The following is a 20023-nucleotide window of genomic DNA, read 5'->3' on the forward strand; positions in this document are numbered from 1 at the left end:
GTGCCGGGGGTGAGGGAAAGGGGTCAGGGCGAGAGGAAGCGGGCCATGCGGGCGGGGTCGTCCAGTCCGGTGGCCCAGGCGTTGGCGCCTTCAGGGGTGGCCACGGTCTCGGCGAAGGCCGTCAGCAGGGCCCCGGGCAGAGAGCCGTTCCAGTAGCCGGTGACGAACTCGCCGAAGCCGCTGGTGTACTGGCCGTGCCGAGCCCAGTACGCCTCCCACGCTCCGGTGAGGAAGTCTCCGTCCAAGGGGCCGTTGAGGTGGCGCTGCTGGCGGATTTGGTCGCGGACGGTGGTGGCCACCAGAACGGAAGCTCCCGCTCCCTGGCCGGAGGCGTGTTCCACCGTCACCGTGGCGTCGCCGATGCCCAGAACCGGCGTTCCGCCCACAACGGCGACCGGGTGCCGTACCCGGGGACGGATGTGGCGTACCAGCTCCGAGCGGGGAACCACGCTGGCCTTGGCGCACTGCTCGGCCACGTCGGGCGCCAGCACTTCCAGACGAGGCAGCACATGGTTCCAGGCGTTGCGCGCGTGGTGGCCGTGTCGGGAAGGCAGCCCCGCCGCGGTGGCGGCGTTCGCCTTCTGGCCCAGAGCGGGCGTGGGGTCCAGGTCCGTGCCAGGGCGTGCGAGTACCTGCACACACACCGCCCAGAAGGGCGCGACGTCGACAGGGGCTTCGCCAGCCCCGGACAGCTCCCGGACCTGGCCCGGGCTGAGCACGTCGTGTGTCAGCGCCGGGTAGACCAGCACCTCTCCGTCCGGGTGGGTGATGACCTGGATGTCGGCGTCCCCAGGGGCACGGTCGAACCCGTCCAGGTGCACCTGTACCGCCACCCGGTCCGTGGCACCGCCGACACGGCGCTCATCCGGGGCGAAGAGTCGGCCCAGGTCGCTGTCCACACCGGGGGCGACCACGACCAGGTCATACATCCCGGAGGCGGCGAAGGAGGCCACGTCCGCGACGGTGCAGGTCTTGACGTAGACCCCGCCGCCCAGCGCTTCGAAGCGCTGCAACCAGTACGCGGTCTTCAGCCGGTGGTCGACGGCGGTGGCCGCCGCGGGTAGTTCGGCCCTGAACTCCCACGGCCGATCCGCGGAGGCCATCGCCATGCGCACGCTCTGCGCCTTCGGCGCGGTGACGGCCCACAGGTCCAGCCCCAGGGAGCGCTCGGCCGCGCGAACCGACGGCAGGGTGATCTGGGTGAGCCCGGCCGGGCCGCCCAGGAGTTCGGGGGTGGAGTGGCGGGTGAACACGTCCACGCGCCAGCCGTCCGCCAACAGCCCGGTGCCCAACGTCAGGGCGGAGTGCCCGGAGCCGAAGATCACCGCACGGGGCTGGTTCATCGGTGGCCTCCGTTCTCCAGGTATGTGCACAGGTCCATCAGCCCTTCGGCGCTGGCGGTGGACGAGCCCAGATCGGCGGCCACCACCGGGTCAACGTCATCGGCCAGGCCTGCGGCTGCGCGGAGCTGTTCAGGGGTGGGTTCCGCGCCGTCGTGTACGGGGACCAGAGCCACCAGCGCGACCCCCAGAGCGCGCAGGACCGCGATCCTGTCCGCGGTGTGAGCGGGCTCGGTGGGGTCGGCGATCACCAGGGCGCCGAAGGCGTCCCGGCACAGGTCCGCCCATGACGGATGGTGCGCCTCCACCGCCACACCGAGCCCCAGCAGGTGCAGGTCCTCAGCGATCCGGGCCACCGCCACGTCCACACCGCACCCCGGGTCCAGAGGAAAGGGCTCCCTCCTGGTCAGGTGCGCGAGGCATCGGCGCACCTGTTCGGGTCGGCCTCCCACGACGAGCAGCTTGGCCACGCGCGGAACAGGACCCTCGGTCGGCCCACCGCAGGCCCACGAACGCAGACGTGCCGCCAGCGCGGGAAAACGCACGATCCGAAGCAGGTCCACCTGGGCCAGGTCGCAGACCAGCACACCGGCCAGCGCCGGAGAGAAGCCCAACCGGGCCGCGAGTTCGGCGACCGTCACAGGGTGCTTGGCATCGAGGCAGAGCCGCCACACCGAGACGGCCAACTCGGGCAGGTCGGGCTGGTAGGAAGCCGGTATGGACGGAGTGGCCCGCACCAACGTGTCCATGAGCACCCGTGTACCGGGCCGCACCGTCAGCGGTGCGGGTGCGATCGTGCTCATCCCCGCCCCTCGTCTCCGCTGGCCTGGTGAATGAACGGGCACGGCTGGCGCGGGAGGAGGTGCTGGACGGACCCGGCGAACAGCGTCAGGGCACGGGCCGTCTCACGCAACGACACCGCATCGTCCACCACGAGCGCCGCCGTGACCTCGTCGGTGAGCGGGGCGATCACGACCGCACCGCTCTGGTAGCGCACCAGCACGGTCTCCACTTCTCCCCGCTTGTGCTGGCGTCCGGCTTCCCTGGAGAACAGGTGCAGGCCGTTGAGTGCGGCGGTGGCCCGCTCGGCTTGGACCTGGTCCATCCCGGCGCGGGCCAAGTGCAGCCCGTCGCGGCCGAACACCACGCCGCCCAGCGCCCGGGTGTCCTCCAGAAGCTGGACGAGCTCCTGTACCAGGGCACGGTCGCGTTGTTCCCCGTCCGGGCACGTCGTGTCAGGGGCGGACCAGAGGTGGGAACGCTCTGTCCCTGTTGCTGCTGCGGTCATACACGGCAGTGTGGTTTCGCTCGGAGGGAGAACCTATGCGTGTGCGGTTAAGCGCGGCGTTCGAATAATGCGTGCCGTTCGATTTCCGGGTCATGACGAGGAGAAAGCTCTCCTGGCGCACCTGGCTGGTTTCCGAAGGCGCTGAAAAGGAATCGGATTCACCGCTACTGTGAGGGCGTCTCGTTACGCCCCCAGGTGACGAAGGAGGCTCCGATGTGCGGGAACTGCGGACGCCCGCGCCATGACGGGCGAGGAGCGTGCCACTGCATTCCGGCCTGGGTGTGGCAGGACCCGGAGATGGTCGACGCGGTCCGGGAACGCGACGCCCAACGGGTGGTGCGTTTTCTGCGTCGTCGGGTGCGTTCGCTGTCGCAGGAGGCGCTGGCGCGGATGTGCGGGGTCGCGCAGAGTACCGTCGCCAGAGCTGAAACGGGCAAGGGTCTCACCGACCGACGGAAGGCAGCAGAAGCGCTCCGAGGGCTCGGCGCACCTCTGGAGACACTGCCTTCTACGGCCCCTACCGTGCGGATGACTGATGACCGCGCTTCCTCGGATGCTGATCTGTTCACCGAATCCGTGCAGGAAGCGGTCAGACAGGCAGGAACGCTGTGGGACGCCGATCTTTCACAGCGCATTCCTGATAACTGGCCCATGACGCAGGCGGAACGCCTGAGTACGCCCCTGCTCCGGTGGTTGGTCGCACCCCCAGCCCTCATCGGTACCGAAGCCGATGCCCAGCTCAACGTCACCGAGGACGACGTCCACGCCATCACGCGAGCCTGCGACCTCTTCGAGACTCTGGATCATGAGTTCGGTGGCGGACACGCACGAACCGCAGCCGTCCAGTACCTGACCAGTGAGATCGCACCCCTGTTGCGGGGCCGCTTCACCCCACAGGTGGGCAGAGCGCTCTTCTCCGCGAGCGCTCGCTTCGCCGCCAAGACGGGAGCCATGGCTTATGACGCGGGGCTGCACGCCTTGGGCCGCCGCTACTTCCTCCAATCCCTGAACCTGGCCCACCTTGGGTCGAACCGCCTGCTGGGAGCGAAGGCGCTCGCCCTACTCAGCCACCAGGCCAACTTCCTCGGTGACTTCCGCAGCGCGGTCGATCTCGCCCGTACCGCCAAGGCCGGTACCGGTGCCCAGGCCACCCCCGCTATCCGAGCCATGCTCGCCGCCATGGAGGCCCGAGGACTGGCCTCCCTTGGAGAGGAACGCGCCTGCGCCAGCGCGCTGAAGGAGATGGAGAACGCCTTCGCTGCCATCGACAATGAACAGGAACCCGCCTGGATGGGGTACTTCAACTCCTCCGAGATGGCCGACGAGTTCGCGCACTGCTTCCACGACCTTGGACGAGGTCCACAGGCGGTCGAACACGCACAGAGGTCTATCGCGCTGGCACCCACCAGCTTCCGGCGCAGTCGTACCTTCGCCGGTCTGGTACGGGCGGGAGCTCACCTGATGACCCCGGCCAAGGACATCGAAGCCGCCTGCACGGTCGCGCAGCACACCATCGAGGCTGCCAGTCGACTGCGCTCGGCCCGTGTCCACGCCTACATCACGCGCTTCCAAACCAGCCTGGAACCCTATGCCACGACCCGCCCCGTACGGGAGTTCCAGGAGTTCCTCGTCGACTCTCCGTTGGCGCGGCCCTGAAGTCAGGTTCCGGGCTGCCACCGCTTGAGGCCGCAGTCCTGATCCAGGGAAGCGATGCGGCTTCGAGCCTCGGATAGAAGGCGCGGCTCCCGTCCGGTGCGTGCACACAACCACGCCGTCATCCGCAGCTCCCGAACCGCGGCTATGGTCTCGAACCCCGACCACTCCCGGACGTCACAGCCGTAGGCCGCGACGAACGCCGCGTACTCGGCGGCGGTGTACCAGCCCAAGCGCTCGTACACCGCTGCCACGACGAGGTCCCATTCGCGAAGCCCGTTGCTGAAGCGCTCCAGGTCCAGCACCACCGGTTTCCCGTTCTGGTCCTGCACGATGTTCTTGCGGTGGGCGTCGCCGTGGACAGGACCAGGAGGAAGCACGGGTTCCAGGTGCACGTAGGCGTTACGCAGGCGATCGAGCCGGTGGCGGAGGAAGGACTTCTCTCCGGCGTCCAGGTACGACTGGTCGATGTAGTCCTCGGTTCCGTCGAGGGGGTCCAAGGACGGAAGTTCCGTGTCCGGAGGGTTCTTCAACTCATGCAGTCGACGTAGGACCGTGCCGATGACATCGGGCGATGCTGGTCGGACGCCCGGAACGTACTTCCACACGGTGATCGCCCAACCTTCACGCAGAAGGGGGCCGTCCATGTCGTTGACCGCCCGGACGGCGGGGACATCGCTGTCGTGCAGCCACCTGGCCAGACGCAGCTCCCGTCGCGCCCGGTCATAGCTGCTGCCAGAACAGATGCGAAGGACGAGCTGCTCGCGGGGGAGTAGCACGGAGGCGTTCTCGCCCACGGGCCCGAGGATGTGTGCGTCCAGGTACGACCAGGAGAACTCGGCTGCCGTGCGGGCCGCGGTGCGCAGCGCGGTCTCAGCGGTAAGAGAGGGAGAGGGTTCGGCCACGCTGCCACTGTAAGGGCCTCTGGCGCGGCGCACAGTGGGTTTCAGGCCTCGGAGAGCAGAGCCGGGAGGTCGTGTACCGAGTCGATCACCCAGTCCACGCGTTTGGTGACCTGGGGGTCATTCGCCCACAGATGTCCCCACGGGCCGCGTCGGATCAGAGCGGTCCGCAGGCCGGCGGCATGGGCGGGGAGGACGTCGTTGTCGCGGTGGTCGCCCACGTACGCGATCTCCTCAGGTGCGCCGGGAACCATGGCGATGACCTTGGCGAAGAACGCGGGATCGGGTTTGGCGACCCCCCATTCACCCGACGTGGCGATGCCGTCCACCGGCAGACGTAGTTCGTGGAGCAGCTCTCCGGCTCGTGCCGTCTGGTTGCCAGCGATACCCACCCAGACACCCGCGTCACGGAGCGCGCGCAGCCCCGGGCGCACGTCCGGGTACAGGTCGACCTCCTCGATGAGCTCTCCCTGCCTTGCTTTCTCGCGCAGCCGCCGTTCCCGTGCGAGGTCGAAGCCCGGCCGGAAGTAGTCGAAGGTCTCGGCGTTGTTGCGGCCCTCGGCGGTCACCGCGCCCAGGACGGCGGAGAACGTGTGCCGGGGGACGTTGATCCAGTCCGCCCACCGCGCCCACTCGCGGGTGTCGTCCAGCAGGGTCTCGCCGACGTCGAACACCACGGAACGGATCATGCCTTTGGTCTTCCCTACCCGAGTTGGCCGCCTTGTCCGTGCCTCATTGTGCCTGGGCGCGGGCACGCTCCGCCCGGCCGCGGCTGCCCTCCCGACTCCGGCCTCGGGAAACAGCACTTTGCTGTCGGCGCATCACTCCTGTTCAAGAGCGGTGAATCGAACGCTGCGCATAATTCGAACGCGAAGGTTATGCGTGTGCGCATAGGTCCTCATCAACAGACACGGGACACTTCTGTCGTCAACAACGGACGGGGGAGAGGCCCAGTGACGACAGACGCGGTCGGCGAGGCGACCAAGTCGCCGGAGGACCTGCGCGCACGGATGGTGGAACAGCTCAGGCAGGACAGTGCCCACGAGGGCGAAACTCTGTCCCCACGGGTGGCGCAGGTGATGGAAGCGGTGCCGCGTGAGGCGTTCGTGCCCGGGCTGGACCTGGAGGAGGTCTACAACCCGCACCGGGCTCTGGTCACCAAGCGATCAGAGGACGGCATCGCGCTCAGTTCGGTCTCGGCACCGAGCATCATCGCCACCATGCTCGACCGGGCCGACATCCAGGCGGGCCACCGGGTGCTCGAAGTGGGTTCGGGAGGCTACAACGCCGCGCTGATCGCCGAACTCGTCGGTGCTGACGGCCAGGTCACCTCCATCGACATCGACCCGGACGTGGTCGAGCGCGCCGAAGGGTGCCTGGCTTCAGCCGGGTACTCCGACCGGGTGACGGTCGCGACCGCGGACGGCGAAAACGGGTTCGCCGACCGGGCGCCTTTCGACCGGATCGTGGTCACCGCGGGGGCGTGGGACGTGCCGCCCGCCTGGCAGGACCAACTGGCCGAGGGCGGGCTCATGGTGGTGCCACTGCGCATCCGCGGATTGACCCGCTGCCTGACCCTGGAGGCCCGCGACGGCCGCCTCCAGGCACGGAAGGTGGACATGTGCGGGTTCGTGCGCATGCAGGGGGCGGGCGAACACTGGGAGCCCATGCCCTACCTCCACGAGGAACCGGAGCGCCGGGTCGGGCTGCGCCTGGAGGACGGTCCCGACGTCGACGTGCAGGCGCTGCGCAAGGCCCTGGCAGAACCGGCCACGACACGATGGTCCGGAGTCACCGTGGGAGACGAGGACCCCACCCACTCCCAGGACCTGTGGGTGGCATCGGCTGTGGACGGATGGGCGGTCCTGACCGCGGACCCGGGCGCCGTCAAAGCAGGTGTGGTCATCCCCACCTGGACCCTGGGCACGCCCGCCCTCGTCTCCCCCACCGGCGACAGCTTCGCCTACCGCACCCTGCGCCCCTTCCCGGAGGACGAAGAGCTCGGAGAGCTGGGCGCCATCGGACACGGCCCCTCCGGCCCGGCCCTGGCCGAGCAGCTCAACGACCTGATGCGCGTCTGGGACAGCAAGTACCGCCACGGCACCGAACCCGACATCACGCTCTTCCCCCGGTCCACTCCGGACGACCGGCTTCCCTGCGGTCGGGTGGTGGACAAGAAGCACACCCGGATGGTCATCACCTGGCCCTCCCACACCCCCAAGGAGCAGCTGTGAGAGTACCGACCCTCGACGTGGTCGAGACCGACGACGGGTTCACCCCTGTCGCCGACGTGTTCGACCTCGACCTCCAGGTCCACCAGGGTTCTGAACTGGACTCCGGCCTGTGGAGCATGACCAACGACGGCTGCGGCCAGACGTGCCAGACGGCATGCACGAACAGCTGCACCAGGCGCACGGTCGGCTGAGGCACTGAACCCGAGGGCGCTCCCACTCTCCTGCTGATGGAACGGGGGCGCCTTCTTCCTGTGGGGAGGAGATCATGTTCGTCCTGGCCGAGCCCGCGGTGACGCTGCGGGCAACCCTCATACCGACATCGGCCGAGGAAGCCGCGCGGCCAGACCCGACGAGGGCTCCGGTGGCCGAACTGTGCCGGTGGTTGAGACAGACCTGTCAGGACACGGCCTTCTTCTCCGACGCGGTCCGGACGGCCAGTCCTGCCCTGGCGGAGCTGACAGACCGCGTCTGTGACGGAGAAGATCTGCCGCCGGAGCGGGTACGTCGGTGCGCGGCCTCCCTCATGCGCTACCTTCTGCGCGCCCGCTTCCGCCCGACCCCCTTCGGCCTGTTCGCGGGTGTTGCTCCTGCCACGGTCGGAGCGGCCACCCGCGTGGTCTGGGGCCACCACCACCAGGTGGTGGCCCGTCCCGACGCACGATGGCTCTCGGCCTACAGCAACCGCATCGACGCGCAGACCGCCCCGGACCTGAAGGTGGTGCGGGCCTCCACCCTCCACGTGAGCGGCAACCGCCTCGTCCGATCCTGGTTACCCGGCGCCACTCCGGACGAGGCGGCACCGGTCTCAGTACGCCACACACCCGCCACTGCACTGGTCCTTCACCTGGCGCGTGTCCCGCGCCCGTTGGGTGAACTGGAGGACGCTCTGTGCAAGGCGTTCATCTCCGTAGCTCGGGAGACGGTTTCGGCGATGCTCACCCTGCTGCTCCAGCACCGGATCCTGATCAGTGCCGCTCATCCACCCATGACCGAGAGCGACCCCCTGGGCTGCCTTCTGGGGAGAGTGCCCGACCAGGAACAGGCAGCCACCAGGGTCCACCATGTGCTGAGCCGCCACAACACCACTCACCATGCAGCCGAGCACACCGGACTGCGCGAACGGGCTCTGCGCCATCTTGCCGAAGCCGACCCAGAACACGCCCGTCTGGCGGTGGACACGCGTCTGGACGCACAGATCACCCTGTCCTTCAGTGTGGTCGAAGAAGTCCAGAAGGCAGCGAACACCCTGCTCGCCTGGGCTCCCCAGCGCACCGGTTCCCCCGCTTGGAACGACTACCACCAGCGGTGCCTGGAACGCTACGGCCCCGGTGCGCTCATCGCCCTGACCGACCTGGCCGGACCCACCGGGATCGGCTGGCCCGCCGGATACCGGGGATCGTTCCTTCCCACTCCCGAACAGCACGGCCCCACCGCACGCGACCACACGCTGACACAGGCCGCACACACCGCGGCCCTGGCGGGGGAGAACGAGGTCGACCTCCTGGCGCTACCCCAACCAAGCCAGGAGCACGAGACGCCCGCGCCGCCGCACCTGGAGGTGCGCGCCCAGATCCAGGCCTCCACCCCGCAGGCCGTGGACACGGGGTCGATGACGCTGTGGGTCACCGGTGTCTCCCGTGCGGTGGGAGTACTTACCGGACGCTTCTTCCACCTGGACGGCATCGCCGCAGGAGGTTACGAGAACCTGCCCACTCTCACCGAGGGCGCCGTGCCGGTCCAGCTCAGTGCCCCGCCGCTGGTGGACTCGGCCCACAACATCGCCCGCACCACCTCCGTCCTGCCGCATCTGCTCGTCATCGATGAACACCCACCGCCCGCCACCCCCGACGGACCGCAGGTGTTCGGCATCGACGACGTGTCCGTGCGCGTGGATCCCGACCACCTGCGCCTGCAACGTCGCTCTACCGGACAGATCATCGAACCCCACCTGTTTTCCGCTCTGGAGCCCCGCTGGCACACCCACCCCCTGGTGCGCCTGTGCTACGAACTGCCCCGCGCCCGAACCGCACCCCACCTGGCATTCGCCTGGCCCACCGCAACCGACACCTGGACCCACCTGCCCCGGGTACGGGCCGCAAACGCCGTGCTGTCCCCGGCCCTGTGGAGGGTGAGAGCCGACGACATCGCCGCCCCCGACACAGACACCTCCGCCTGGTGCGCAGCACTACGCGGCCTTCAACGCCAACGCCGGATCCCCGATCACATTCAGGTGATGGAAGGTGAGACCTACCTGGCATTGGACCTGAGCCAGGCCGCCCACCAGCACCTGTTGCGCACCCACCTGGAACGCCGAGCGCGCCAGACCCCCGCCATCCTCTTCGAAGCCCCGCCGCCCGGCGCCTTCGCCTGGTGCCAAGATCGAGCCCACGAGGTCGTGGTGCCTCTGACCTCCACCCAAGCTCCGGCGCGCACACCACGCGTCAGCTTCGCTTCCACACCACCCGCGGTACACCTCCCGGGCGCTGACACATGGACCTCAGCCCACCTGTACTGCGACGCGGACCTGCACTCACGCCTGCTCACCGACCACACACCGCAGTTGTGGCAACGGTGGGGGAGCGAACCCGCCTGGTGGGTGGTCCGGTACAGCGACCACGACGGCCCGCACCTGCGCCTGCGCATCCCCACCAGCGGAGCCCACCAGCTCTCCACCCTGGCATGCTGGGCCAGGGAACTGGAGGAAAGCGGTCTGCTCCGTCACATGACGCTGGAGACCTACCGCCCCGAAACCGGCCGCTACGGCAGCGGCGAAGCCCTCCAGACCGCCCACGCCCTCTTCGCCGCCGACACCGCCGCCGCACTCACCCAACTCCGACACGCGGCCTTCGAGAACACCACCCGGCTGCACGCACTCGGAGCGGTATCGCTGATCGACCTCGTCACCGCGGCCTGTCCAGAACAGGGCCTGGACTGGCTGACCGCACACCTGCCGCGGGCCCGCACACCGATAGACCGCACCGCACACACCCTCGCGCTGGACCACCTGGACACCGTTACCGAGCCCGTCTCGCCCGAGCTACAGCGGGTATGGCGCGACCGCGCAGAAGCCCTGGCCGTCTACCGGGCACACCTTCCCGATCCTGAGGACATCCAGGACGTGCTCCCCTCCCTGCTCCACATGCACCACAACCGGCTGATCGGACCCGACCGCACCGACGAGACACGGCTCCTCGAACTGACCCGCGCCGTGGCCCTGACCCTCTCCGCCCGTGCTCGCCAGGGGGCCCGATGATCACCGAGGCCGCCGAGGAGTTCCTCGCCCGCCTGGCCGACCGGTTCGCGGATCCCGTGCCGTCCCTCATCACGCGGGCCCAGTGCCTGGACACCGGAGCGGCCGGGATCGTCCTGTTCCACGCGGTACGGGCCCAGCATGACCCAACCAGTGCGGAGCGCGCTCACGCCTGGGTCCGGGCAGCCACCGCCGACGGCGTGGACGCCTCCCAGCGAGCGGGAGCGTTCTACGGGCTCCCCGCCCTGTCCCTGCTGCTGTCGCTGTTCCCCGACCAGTACACCCACGCGCGGGCCACGCTCACACGCCACCTCAACACCCTGGCCCACGGGCGACTCGATGCCGTCCGAGCTCGCAGAGAACGCCAGGAACCGCTGATCTTCGCGGAGTACGACGCCATCACCGGCCTGACGGGCATCGGAGCCGTGCTCCTGCGCACGGACCCCCACGGGTCGGCGATGGCCGGGATCCTGGACTACCTGGTGCGGCTCACCGAACCGGTACGGGTACACGGCGAGGAGCTGCCCGGCTGGTGGGTGCAGCACGACCCCTGGCACAACGCCGTTCCGGCCTGGGAAGGCGGCCACGCCAATCTGGGGACGGCACACGGCATCGGGGGAGTGCTCGCCCTGCTCGCGCTGGCCCACCGCCAAGGGGTCCGGGTGCCGCACCAGGATGAGGCGATCGATCGGGTGTGCTCCTACCTCGATGCCTGGAGACAGCAGGACGAGGATGGTGCATGGTGGCCAGCGTGGGCCACTCCCTGCCGCTCTGGTGGCAAGGGCATGGAGGTGGGGAAGCCAGGTGGGATGTCCTGGTGTTACGGCACGCCGGGGCTGGCACGCGCCCAGCAGCTCGCGGGTCTGGCCCTGGGAGACACGGCCCGCTGTGCTCTGGCCGAGCGGGCCATGGCAGGTTGCCTGGAACCGTCGTCTCTCGATCGGACAGCTGGGACGGGGTTGTGCCACGGCCTCGCGGGAGTGGTCCAAGCCGCCTATCGGATGGCGCAGGATCAGGACCGCTCAGCACGTGCCGCGGATCTGAACACCGGGCTCACCAAGGCCACGCAGAGACTGTTCCGCCGGACGCTGAGCGGTGACACGGCTCTGACGGGACTTCTCGAAGGGCCGCTCGGGGTGGTGATGGCCTTGTCCACGGTCACCAGTGGTTCGAACGGCCCGAGCTGGGACACCTGTGTGCTGCTGACGGCGTGATCCAGGTCCTATTCACCCGGCACTCGGCCGAGCCCTCGTTCTGAGAGACGCCCGTTTCCCGACGCGCGAAAGATTCGTTGGACCGATCGCCTCTGGAACCTCACGGCATGGACGGGGCTGGTGCTTCTTCTCGCCACCGGGACAGGCGGGTCCGCCCGGTGCAGCACCGAGCGGACCCGCCGCGTGAGTAGTTATCCGTACCAGTCGAGGACCTTGGCCACCACGTAGGACCTCAGGTTGACGGAGGTCGCTCCGCACGTCCGGCGTTCAAGGCACACCCGGGCCATCGCGACCAGGACCGCCTGCTGCTTGCCCACCTCCCAGGTCTCGAACGCCAGCCCCGGGCGCACCAACCGCACATGCAGGCATCGGCCTCCGTCCGCGGTGGGGTGCTCCAGGCCGACGACGAAGGTGTTGTGCAGCCGACGCATGGCCATGGCGGGCGGCAGCCGGTAGGTGTACCGGCAGCGCTGCTGACCGGTGCCGGACACATTCGAGCGGGCTTCGAGGGTCACGTACTCCCAGTCCTCCTCGGCGACGGTGACCGTCGCGTGCCTGGCACGCACCCATCGGTCGAACTCCTCGCCATCGTTGACCAGGACGCTCTCCACTACGTCCATCGGTCGCCTCCCGTCGTCATCACCTCGGGAGGGAGAGGGACAGGCGTGACCCCGACGTAGGTGCGCACCCGACGGGAGCGACGCCGTTTCGCTAGGCTGGGCATCGTCAACAGCTCCGTTCTGTTGGCCGTGCCCCGGACGGCCCACACCGTCGCGGGGCTGACTTGTGTCCAACTGTGGCTTCCGAGGCCCTGAAAACACAGGCCATGCCTATTCAGCGAGTAATTTGGATTGCTCTGTGTTCGCTTGAAATAATCTGTGTTTCACTGGAGACATGGAGGAACAGCACCCGGAGGCGAACGCTCGCTTCGGCCGGGAACTCAGCCGCCGTCGCCGCACGAGCGGCTACACACAGGAGCGGTTGGGCAAGCAGGTCGGAGTAAGCCAAGGGCACATCGGCAACATCGAACGCGGTGAGCGCTCTCCTGACCTGAAGCTCGTGACCGAGCTGGACCGGGTTCTGAGCGCGGATGGGCGACTTGAGAGGTTCTGGGGCCAGCTCAGCGGTGACGGCGAACCGGTCTGGCTGGACGACCTGGACCAGGTGGAACGGGACGCCGTGTCGATCATGGAGGTCCAGACGAACCTGTTCCCGTCCGTGCTCCAGGTGGAGAACTACGCCTACGCCGCGGTGCGCGTGTTCTCCCCGTGGATGACGCCGGACGAGGTCGAGAGCAGCGTCCACTCGCGCCTCGCCCGAGCTCAGAGGTTCGCCTCCTCCGCCACCGTGTACAGGGCGGTGATCGACGCGGCCGTGCTGCGGCGCCGACCGAACTCCGATGCGGAGCTCATGGCCGAGCAACTGCGGCGGGTGGTAGACCTCATCCAGGACCGGCGGATCTCCATCCAGCTCGTGACCACGGGCTGGCACGCCGGGCTCGTCGGTACGTTCAAGCTGATAGCTTCCTCTTCGGCTCCGGAAGTGGTGTATGTCGAGTCGGCATACTCGGGCCGACTGCTGGACGATCCGCAGGCGGTGCAGCGCTTCCGGGTACTGCTCAGTGACGCGCAGGCCGTGGCGCTCTCCCCTCAGGAGTCGCTGCACCTGCTCCAGGAAGAGTTGGCGAGGTTGGACCATGGTTGAGCAGACGTGGCGCAAGTCGTCCTACAGCGGCGGCGGACACCAGGACTGCGTCGAGTGCCGTGCGGACGCTTCCGTGGTCCAGGTCCGCGACACCAAGTACCGCCAGCTGGGCCACCTGGCCTTCCCCGCCGCGGAGTGGACCGCCCTGCTGGCGGGAGCACAGCGCACCACCTCCTGAGGGGCCAGCCCGACGTTCCGTCGGACTCGTCGGCCGCGAACAGGTTCCTCCTGTCGGTCGAAGGCATCTCGCTCCTGTCGGGAGCGAGATGCCTTTTCTTGTTCCGGTGTCTCTTGAGGGTCGGGTGAAATGCGAGGTTTGTGACGCGAAATTCGTTGTGGGACCTTACCTTTTGGTGAGGGATAGCTAACGGTTCTACGTTCGATAATGATTGCGCATTGGAATATGTGATCTACAGCACTACTCTCGTCACTCCAGGTGAGGAACTGATGATGCCCTGGAGGTGCGATGAGGCTCCACACCATGGGAGTGATTGTGTTGGGGGGACTCCTCGTCGGCTGCACTCCTCAGGAGAGCGAGCCTGCCCCCGCGCCCAGCGAGTCACCGGCACCCTCTGAACAGCAGTCAGGCGAGGATCTTGCGCTTGAGGCCTACGACTCCATGTGGAACGTGCTGGTGGAAGAGGCCCGTAACGAGGAGCCTGACTACTCCGACCTGGAGTTGTACGCCAGCGGAGACGCTCTGGCGCTCGTGGAACACGGTCTGATAGCGGAAGCTGACGAGGGCGTGGTCGCCCGGGGCTCACCGGAGTTCTCGCCCGAGGTGATCTCGGCAGAGGACACCCACGTGGAGATCGAGGACTGCATGGACTCCACTTCATGGCTCCGGGAAAACGCGGACTCCGGAGAGCTTGTGGAGCCATCACCGGAATCACCTCTGCTCCGGCGCGTGGACGCGGGCGTTGCCTTCGACGGACTCGCTTGGAAGGTCTCCGACCTGCGGATCTGGGAAATCGGATCCTGCGATGAATAATCGACGGAGAACCCCTTTCATTGCCGCCGGTGCCGCGATGGTGCTTCTCGCGGTTCCGGGTCTGGCCTGGGCGGACCCTGACTTCCTCGGAGGCCACGTGGAGTGCGGGTCCGCGGGTGGACCCGGATGCGACGTCTCCGCCGAGTCCGGAGAAGAGAACCCGGGAGGCTCGGCAGACGAAGGAGAGCCAGTCCCCGAGGCAGCTCCCGAAGGCACGGGGTCGGCCTCGTCCGAGCCCGCGTGCGAGGTCGACGGCCTCTCGGCGCGGTGCAGTGCCACGGTCGGCGGCGGCGCCGACGAGGCCGAGGAGGAGGTCGACTTCGAGGCCCTGGCGTACGCGGCCCGTGCGGCGTTCCAGCTCTCCTCTCCCGAGATCTCGATGTCGCCGAGCGCGGACGCCCCGGTGCTGGTGCGGGTTCCGGTGTGGATGTGGATCTCCTCGGACACTTGGCAGGAGGAGACGGCCACCGCGAGCGTGCCCGGCGGATCGGTGACGGTGACCGCCACTCCGGCGTCGCTTTCCTGGTCGATGGGCGACGGCACGACCGTGGAGTGCGAGGGCCCCGGTACTGCCTACGACCCGGATGTCCACGACCCGGCGGAGTCCTCTCCGGACTGCGGGCACACCTTCACCTCCATCAGCAGCGGCTACGAGGTGAGCGCCAGCTTGTCGTGGCAGGTGGAGTGGTCCAGCTCCGACGGTGAGGGCGGCACCTTTCCCGCCCTGACCACCGAGACGTCCACGACGGTGCGGGTGGTCGAGTCCTCCGGAGTGGTGACATGAGGAGGCGAACACCATGGTGACCACAACCAACCCCCGGACCAGCGGTAGTGATAAGGACGAGCCGGTTCATCTGTCGGGGCGTGCTACTCGCCGGCGGCGGTCGGCGGTGGTCGCGGTGGCGCTCATGGTGGCCGGGGCGACCGCGGTGGTGGTCGCGCTCAGCCAGGTGGACCAGCGCTCCCCGGTGCTGGTGGCGGCCGGTGACCTCCCGGCCGGGCACGTGGTCACCGCCGCCGACGTGCGGGTAGTCGAGCTGGCCGGGGCCGAGAGCCTGCCGACGGCCTCCGACGTCGAGCAGGTGGTCGGTACCACGCTCACCCTCCCAGTCACCGAGGGCGCTCTGCTGTCGGATGCGGTCCTGGGCGCGGACGGAGAGCAGTTGGCCTCCGGGCAGGCCACGGCCAGTGTTCAACTCGCCTCGGGGCGGGTGCCCTCCTCGGTACGGACGGGGTCGCAGGTGACGGTGGTCCTCACGGGGGAGAGCAGCGATACCGCGTCCTTTCCCGCGCAGGTGCAGAGCCTGACCCCGCTGACCGAGGAGGTGGGCGGTGAGGTGCACGTGGACCTGGTGGTGGACGGCACCTACGCCGCCCAGCTCGCCCGGGCCGCCGCCGAGGATCAGGTCTCCCTGGTGCAAACCCCGCACGGGGGCGACTGATGCTGGTCGCGGTGTTCTCCCTGTCCGGTGCTCCTGGTGTCACCACGCTGGCGCTCGCGCTGGCCAGCACCTGGCCCGCCCCTGATCCGGTGTGGATGGTGGAGGCAGACGCCTCCGGCGGTGACGTCGCCGCATGGTGGCGCCTTCCGGTCTGGCCCGGTCTGGTGGACCTGGCCGCTGCCAGCCGCAGCGGCCAGGACCACGAGAGGATCGACATCGCGGCGGTCTCCCAGGTGCTGTCGGGCGGTGTGCGGGTGTGCGTGGCGCCGTCCACGGCCGACCGCACCGCCGGAGCGGTCGGTCTGCTGGCCCAGAATCCCAAGGCCCTCAAAGGCGATCACGTCACGGTCGTGGACCTGGGCCGGGTGTTGCCGGAGGCCACGCCCGCGGCCTTCCTGGACGCGGCGGACGCGGCGGTGCTGGTGGTTCCGGGCGATGTCGCGCACCTGAAACGGGCCAAGGAGTCCGCGGCTGGCCTGTGCACCCGCTGCCCGCGTCTGGGGCTGGCCGTGCTCGATCCGCCCCGGGGCAGCGCGGAGATCAGCGCGGCGGTGGGGCTGCCCGTGTGGGCGAAGGTGTCCCAAGACGCGCGCACCGCCGCCTTCCTCAGCGGACAGGGCGAGGTGGCGCGCCTGGACCGGCGCCCTCTGATCAGACAGGCGCGCGCTCTCGGCCGCGCCCTCGCAGAGCAGACACGATTCGCTGCCACGGAATCGGTGGATCCGACGGTGGCGCGATTCCTCGGGCAGGTGCCATGAGCGACGAGACGACGGCGTTCCACGTACGCCAGGTCACCGCAGAAGCGACCCGGCGCCTGAGCGCGCACGCCGCAAACACCGACCCGGTCGCGGGACAGGAGTACCGGGCTCTGGCCCGCAGGGTCATCCGCCAGGTGCTGGACGAGAGAGCCAGCCGCGCGCTGGCCTCCGGACAACCGGTGCTGGACGGGGCTACCGAAGAGGCCATCGCCCGGCAGGTGCTGGCACGGGTGTGCGGACTCGGCCCCTTGGAAGCCCTGCTAGAGGATGCCGAGATCGAGAACGTCAACCTCACCGGAACCCAGGTGTGGGTGCGCTACGCCGACGGACGGCGTGAACGGCTCCCTGCGATCGTGGACGGCCCCGAGGAACTGGTGGCCCTGGTACGGCGGATCGCCGCCGACTCCCCGATGGGGGAGCGGCGCTTCGACCCGGCCGCCCCCATCCTGGACATGGCCCTGGCCGACGGCTCCCGGCTCAACGCCATCCTCGACGTCTCCCACCAGCCCGCCGTCTCCATCCGCCGCCACCGCTACCACACCACCGGCCTGGGCCAACTGCGACGGTTGGACACCCTCGACCAGACCCTGGTCGACCTGCTGCGCGCCGCAGTGCGCTCGCGGCGCAACATCGTCATCACCGGCGGCACCGGCGCGGGCAAGACCACCCTGCTACGGGCCCTGGCCACGGAGATCCCGCCCCAGGAGCGGGTGGTGACCATCGAGGACGTACCCGAACTCGCCCTGGAACGCGACGAGACCGCCCACCCGGACGCCGTCGCCCTGCACGCACGCCCGCCCAACACCGAGGGGCGGGGCGAGGTCACCGTCGCCGACCTGGTCCGCGCCGCGCTGCGGATGTCCCCTGACCGGGTCATCGTCGGCGAGACCCGCGGCAGCGAGACCGTGCCGCTGCTGACCGCCATGTCCCAGGGCAACAACGGCTCCCTGACCACCCTGCACGCCGCCTCCAGCGCAGGAGCGTTCACCAAGCTCGGCGCGTACGCGGCCCTCTCGGATCGACTTCCGCTGGAGGCGACCTCCCTACTGGTCGCGGCGGCGGTGCACCTGGTGGTGCACCTGTCCGCCACTCCGACGGGAGGGCGGCGCGTCACCAGCGTCCGCGAGGTGGTCGGCGCGGACGGAACCCAGGTGGTCTCCAACGAGATCTACCGCCACGAGCACGGCCAGAGAGCACCCGCCGCGCCACCGAGCCCGGACACGACCCGGGCGCTGCACTCCGAAGGGTTCGACGTGGCCCGGCTCATGGCCGCCCCGAACACCGTGAACGGACACCGGCGATGACTGCGGCGCTGGTTCTCGGGGGAGCGGGCGGTCTGCTGCTGGGCGCCGGGGCCTGGCTGCTGCTCACCGGTATGCGGCACCTCCCTCGGAACGCAGGGGCAGGTGTGCGACGAACACCGATGCCCCGCACCCGGGTGCTCCGGGCGGCCTCCACTGTCGCGGGCGGAGTTCTGATCGCCCTCCTCACCGGGTGGCCGGTCGCGGGGCTTCTGGCGGCGGCCGGGATGTGGTGGCTGCCGCGCCTGCTGGGCCCCGACCGCGAAAACGCCAGCCGTGTCGCCCAGGTGGACGCGGTCGCCGGATGGGCCGAACAGATCCGCGACCTCATGGCCGGAGCGGCGGGCCTGCACCAGGCCATCGCCCACACCGTCCCCACCGCTCCCGAACCGATCCGCGCCGACGTCGCCCATCTGGCCGAGCAACTCCAACGGGGGACACCGCCCGAGGAGGCTCTGCGGGAGTTCGCCGTCCGGGTGCAGGTGCCCACCGCGGACCTGGTGGTGGCCGCGCTGTCCAGCGCGGCCAGCCGCCACGCCGCCGATCTGGGCGCACTGCTGTCCAGCCTGGCCCAAGCCGCCCGGGAACAGGCCGCGATGCTGGTGCGCATCGCCGCGACCCGGGCACGGGTGCGCACCTCCGCGCGGATCATCGCCGCCACCACCCTCGCTTTGGCGGTGGGCCTCGCGCTGGTCAACGCCGACTACCTCGCCCCCTACAACACCGGCATCGGCCAGCTCGTCCTGGCGGGCATCGGTGTGCTGTGGGCGGTGGGCCTGGTGTGGCTCGCCCGCCTGACCCGCACCAGCTTGGGCCCCCGGGTGCTGGCCCGCGAGAAGACAGAGCCGGAGGTGGTGACGTGAACACCTTCCTCCTCGCCGTCGCGGGCGGGTGCATGCTCACCGCAGGACTGTGGCTCGCGCTGCTGCCCCGCCTGTCGCGGCCCTCCCTGGCCGAACTCCTCCAAGAGCCCACGGCCGCGGTCCCCGAGCCCGCAACCGAGTCCGCCGAGCGACCCGGATGGTCGAGCAGACTCGGCTCTCCCGGCGTTCCCCTGCTGTCCGCCCTGGGCCTGCCGACCCGGCGCACACGCCGCCGCCTGGCCGCGTGCGACCGGGACGTGCCCGGCTACCTCTCCCAGAAAGCCGCCATGGCGGTGCTGGCCCTGGTCGCTCCTCCTGTGATCGGCACCGTCCTGGCCGCTCTGGGACTGGCGTTTTCACCGGTGTTCGGCGTGCTCATCTGGGCCGTGTTCGCCGCTGTGCTGTGGATGGCCCCCGACCTGGAGGTACGCGACCAGGCCAAGGAGCGCTCCGAACAGATGCGCCACACCATCGCCGCGGTCTGCGACCTGGTCGTCATCTCCCTGGCCGGAGGCGCCGGAGTCACCGGAGCCCTGGACGACGCCACCCGGGCCAGCGACACCTGGGCCATGCGCCGCATCCGCACCGCCCTGTACACCGCCACCATCCAACACGAACCCGCCTGGACCGCCCTGGAGGAACTGGGGGAGCGCTACGACGTTCCCGCCGCCACCGAGCTGGCCGCGAGCCTGCGCCTGGCCGGAGCCGATGGCGCCCGGGTCCGCGCCAGCCTGGCCGCCAAGGCCACGTCCCTGCGTACGCAACACCTGGCCGAATTGGAAGCACAAGCCCAATCGGCCACCGAACGCATGAGCCTGCCGACCGTGCTCCTGTTCGCGGGCTTTCTGATCCTCATCGGCTACCCCGCCCTACACCTGATCCTCACCAGCCTGTGAAAGCACACCGGAGGAGACGATGTTTCCCTTCCTCAACCGACCCGACCGCCCCCGCCCACACGCCGATGACGGCTACTCCACCGAAGCCGTCGCCGTGATCGCCACCCTGGTCATCCTCGCCGTCGGAGCCCTGGCCCTGATCTCCGACGCCGTCCTGGGATGGGCCGGATCCATCACCCTCGGGTAA

General features: G+C 69.3%; 21 protein-coding genes. 15 read left to right on the forward strand and 6 right to left on the reverse strand.

Annotated features, from left to right (window positions below):
* Positions 1-23: 23 nt before the first annotated feature.
* From FYW99_RS17675 to FYW99_RS17685, 3 genes are read right to left on the reverse strand one after another with little or no spacing between them, the layout of a single operon-like run.
* Positions 24-1343 carry a hypothetical protein gene (locus FYW99_RS17675; RefSeq protein WP_150253129.1) on the reverse strand — a complete coding sequence of 440 codons (1320 nt, stop codon included), beginning with the start codon at positions 1341-1343 and terminating at the stop codon, positions 24-26.
* Entirely contained in the window at positions 1340-2143 is an 804-nt protein-coding gene (locus tag FYW99_RS17680; protein WP_150253130.1) for a DUF742 domain-containing protein, read from the reverse strand. The genes FYW99_RS17675 and FYW99_RS17680 overlap by 4 nt, the downstream gene beginning before the upstream one ends.
* Positions 2140-2628: a roadblock/LC7 domain-containing protein gene (locus FYW99_RS17685; protein ID WP_150253131.1), complete on the reverse strand. Its 489-nt coding sequence runs from the start codon at positions 2626-2628 to the stop codon at positions 2140-2142. Before FYW99_RS17685 ends, FYW99_RS17680 begins: the two co-directional genes overlap by 4 nt.
* Before the next feature lie 297 nt (positions 2629-2925).
* Here FYW99_RS17685 and FYW99_RS17690 point away from each other — a divergent pair, with 297 nt between their 5' ends.
* Entirely contained in the window at positions 2926-4284 is a 1359-nt protein-coding gene (locus FYW99_RS17690; protein ID WP_190394702.1) for a helix-turn-helix domain-containing protein, read from the forward strand.
* 2 nt (positions 4285-4286) lie between these two features.
* Here the strand turns inward: FYW99_RS17690 and FYW99_RS17695 are convergent, their stop codons facing one another.
* Together FYW99_RS17695 and FYW99_RS17700 are read right to left on the reverse strand one after the other, a co-directional pair.
* On the reverse strand, positions 4287-5186 hold the full coding sequence (locus FYW99_RS17695; protein WP_190394703.1) for a phosphotransferase enzyme family protein: 900 nt from the start codon (positions 5184-5186) through the stop codon (positions 4287-4289).
* 41 nt (positions 5187-5227) lie between these two features.
* Entirely contained in the window at positions 5228-5872 is a 645-nt protein-coding gene (locus tag FYW99_RS17700; protein ID WP_150253134.1) for an HAD family hydrolase, read from the reverse strand.
* Positions 5873-6136: 264 nt separating this feature from the next.
* Between FYW99_RS17700 and fxlM the strand changes: the two genes are divergently transcribed.
* The 4 genes from fxlM (at position 6137) to FYW99_RS17720 (ending at position 11881) form a co-directional block, all read left to right on the forward strand.
* A complete protein-coding gene (gene fxlM / locus FYW99_RS17705; protein ID WP_223839125.1) occupies positions 6137-7417 on the forward strand; it encodes a methyltransferase, FxLD system in 1281 nt (426 codons plus the stop codon).
* Complete coding sequence (locus tag FYW99_RS17710; RefSeq protein WP_150253135.1) at positions 7414-7608, forward strand: FxLD family lanthipeptide; 195 nt, start codon at positions 7414-7416, stop codon at positions 7606-7608. The genes fxlM and FYW99_RS17710 overlap by 4 nt, the downstream gene beginning before the upstream one ends.
* 191 nt (positions 7609-7799) lie before the next feature.
* On the forward strand, positions 7800-10670 hold the full coding sequence (locus tag FYW99_RS17715) for a lantibiotic dehydratase (RefSeq protein ID WP_190394704.1): 2871 nt from the start codon (positions 7800-7802) through the stop codon (positions 10668-10670).
* A complete protein-coding gene (locus FYW99_RS17720; protein WP_150253137.1) occupies positions 10667-11881 on the forward strand; it encodes a lanthionine synthetase C family protein in 1215 nt (404 codons plus the stop codon). Before FYW99_RS17715 ends, FYW99_RS17720 begins: the two co-directional genes overlap by 4 nt.
* A 191-nt stretch (positions 11882-12072) precedes the next feature.
* Here FYW99_RS17720 and FYW99_RS17725 read toward each other — a convergent pair whose 3' ends face one another.
* Positions 12073-12501, reverse strand: a complete 429-nt coding sequence (locus FYW99_RS17725) for a hypothetical protein (RefSeq protein WP_150253138.1) — start codon at positions 12499-12501, stop codon at positions 12073-12075.
* A 274-nt stretch (positions 12502-12775) separates the two neighbouring features.
* Here FYW99_RS17725 and FYW99_RS17730 point away from each other — a divergent pair, with 274 nt between their 5' ends.
* From FYW99_RS17730 to FYW99_RS31805, 10 genes are all read left to right on the forward strand, one after another.
* Positions 12776-13585: a helix-turn-helix domain-containing protein gene (locus tag FYW99_RS17730; RefSeq protein WP_150253139.1), complete on the forward strand. Its 810-nt coding sequence runs from the start codon at positions 12776-12778 to the stop codon at positions 13583-13585.
* Positions 13578-13763, forward strand: coding sequence for a DUF397 domain-containing protein (locus FYW99_RS17735; RefSeq protein WP_150253140.1), 186 nt, complete (start codon positions 13578-13580; stop codon positions 13761-13763). The genes FYW99_RS17730 and FYW99_RS17735 overlap by 8 nt, the downstream gene beginning before the upstream one ends.
* Before the next feature lie 288 nt (positions 13764-14051).
* Entirely contained in the window at positions 14052-14576 is a 525-nt protein-coding gene (locus FYW99_RS17740) for a hypothetical protein (protein WP_150253141.1), read from the forward strand.
* Positions 14577-14613: 37 nt separating this feature from the next.
* A complete protein-coding gene (locus FYW99_RS32390; protein WP_223839127.1) occupies positions 14614-15360 on the forward strand; it encodes a hypothetical protein in 747 nt (248 codons plus the stop codon).
* A gap of 13 nt (positions 15361-15373) precedes the next feature.
* Positions 15374-16018 carry an SAF domain-containing protein gene (locus tag FYW99_RS17750; RefSeq protein WP_223839132.1) on the forward strand — a complete coding sequence of 215 codons (645 nt, stop codon included), beginning with the start codon at positions 15374-15376 and terminating at the stop codon, positions 16016-16018.
* Positions 16018-16776: a CpaE-like family protein gene (locus FYW99_RS17755; protein WP_150253142.1), complete on the forward strand. Its 759-nt coding sequence runs from the start codon at positions 16018-16020 to the stop codon at positions 16774-16776. Before FYW99_RS17750 ends, FYW99_RS17755 begins: the two co-directional genes overlap by 1 nt.
* A complete protein-coding gene (locus tag FYW99_RS17760) occupies positions 16773-18080 on the forward strand; it encodes a CpaF family protein (protein ID WP_150253143.1) in 1308 nt (435 codons plus the stop codon). Before FYW99_RS17755 ends, FYW99_RS17760 begins: the two co-directional genes overlap by 4 nt.
* Positions 18077-18940, forward strand: a complete 864-nt coding sequence (locus FYW99_RS17765) for a type II secretion system F family protein (protein WP_150253144.1) — start codon at positions 18077-18079, stop codon at positions 18938-18940. The genes FYW99_RS17760 and FYW99_RS17765 overlap by 4 nt, the downstream gene beginning before the upstream one ends.
* Positions 18937-19836, forward strand: a complete 900-nt coding sequence (locus FYW99_RS17770; RefSeq protein WP_150253145.1) for a type II secretion system F family protein — start codon at positions 18937-18939, stop codon at positions 19834-19836. Before FYW99_RS17765 ends, FYW99_RS17770 begins: the two co-directional genes overlap by 4 nt.
* Before the next feature lie 19 nt (positions 19837-19855).
* The gene (locus FYW99_RS31805; RefSeq protein WP_190394705.1) at positions 19856-20023 is read left to right on the forward strand and encodes a hypothetical protein; all 168 of its coding nucleotides are present in this window, start codon (positions 19856-19858) and stop codon (positions 20021-20023) included.

Origin of the sequence: Nocardiopsis deserti (genome assembly GCF_008638355.1) — a bacterium.
GTDB lineage: Bacteria > Actinomycetota > Actinomycetes > Streptosporangiales > Streptosporangiaceae > Nocardiopsis > Nocardiopsis alborubida.

Excerpts from the sequence above, each read along its gene's own strand:
- FYW99_RS17675 (WP_150253129.1), bottom strand. The coding sequence starts at position 1,343 with ATGAACCAGCCCCGTGCGGTGATCTTCGGCTCCGGGCACTCCGCCCTG.
- FYW99_RS17680 (WP_150253130.1), bottom strand. The coding sequence starts at position 2,143 with ATGAGCACGATCGCACCCGCACCGCTGACGGTGCGGCCCGGTACACGG.
- FYW99_RS17685 (WP_150253131.1), bottom strand. The coding sequence starts at position 2,628 with ATGACCGCAGCAGCAACAGGGACAGAGCGTTCCCACCTCTGGTCCGCC.
- FYW99_RS17690 (WP_190394702.1), top strand. The coding sequence starts at position 2,926 with ATGGTCGACGCGGTCCGGGAACGCGACGCCCAACGGGTGGTGCGTTTT.
- FYW99_RS17700 (WP_150253134.1), bottom strand. The coding sequence starts at position 5,872 with ATGATCCGTTCCGTGGTGTTCGACGTCGGCGAGACCCTGCTGGACGAC.
- FYW99_RS17720 (WP_150253137.1), top strand. The coding sequence starts at position 10,667 with ATGATCACCGAGGCCGCCGAGGAGTTCCTCGCCCGCCTGGCCGACCGG.
- FYW99_RS17725 (WP_150253138.1), bottom strand. The coding sequence starts at position 12,501 with ATGGACGTAGTGGAGAGCGTCCTGGTCAACGATGGCGAGGAGTTCGAC.
- FYW99_RS17730 (WP_150253139.1), top strand. The coding sequence starts at position 12,776 with ATGGAGGAACAGCACCCGGAGGCGAACGCTCGCTTCGGCCGGGAACTC.
- FYW99_RS17735 (WP_150253140.1), top strand. The coding sequence starts at position 13,578 with ATGGTTGAGCAGACGTGGCGCAAGTCGTCCTACAGCGGCGGCGGACAC.
- FYW99_RS17740 (WP_150253141.1), top strand. The coding sequence starts at position 14,052 with ATGAGGCTCCACACCATGGGAGTGATTGTGTTGGGGGGACTCCTCGTC.
- FYW99_RS32390 (WP_223839127.1), top strand. The coding sequence starts at position 14,614 with ATGGTGCTTCTCGCGGTTCCGGGTCTGGCCTGGGCGGACCCTGACTTC.
- FYW99_RS17750 (WP_223839132.1), top strand. The coding sequence starts at position 15,374 with ATGGTGACCACAACCAACCCCCGGACCAGCGGTAGTGATAAGGACGAG.
- FYW99_RS17755 (WP_150253142.1), top strand. The coding sequence starts at position 16,018 with ATGCTGGTCGCGGTGTTCTCCCTGTCCGGTGCTCCTGGTGTCACCACG.
- FYW99_RS17760 (WP_150253143.1), top strand. The coding sequence starts at position 16,773 with ATGAGCGACGAGACGACGGCGTTCCACGTACGCCAGGTCACCGCAGAA.
- FYW99_RS17765 (WP_150253144.1), top strand. The coding sequence starts at position 18,077 with ATGACTGCGGCGCTGGTTCTCGGGGGAGCGGGCGGTCTGCTGCTGGGC.
- FYW99_RS31805 (WP_190394705.1), top strand. The coding sequence starts at position 19,856 with ATGTTTCCCTTCCTCAACCGACCCGACCGCCCCCGCCCACACGCCGAT.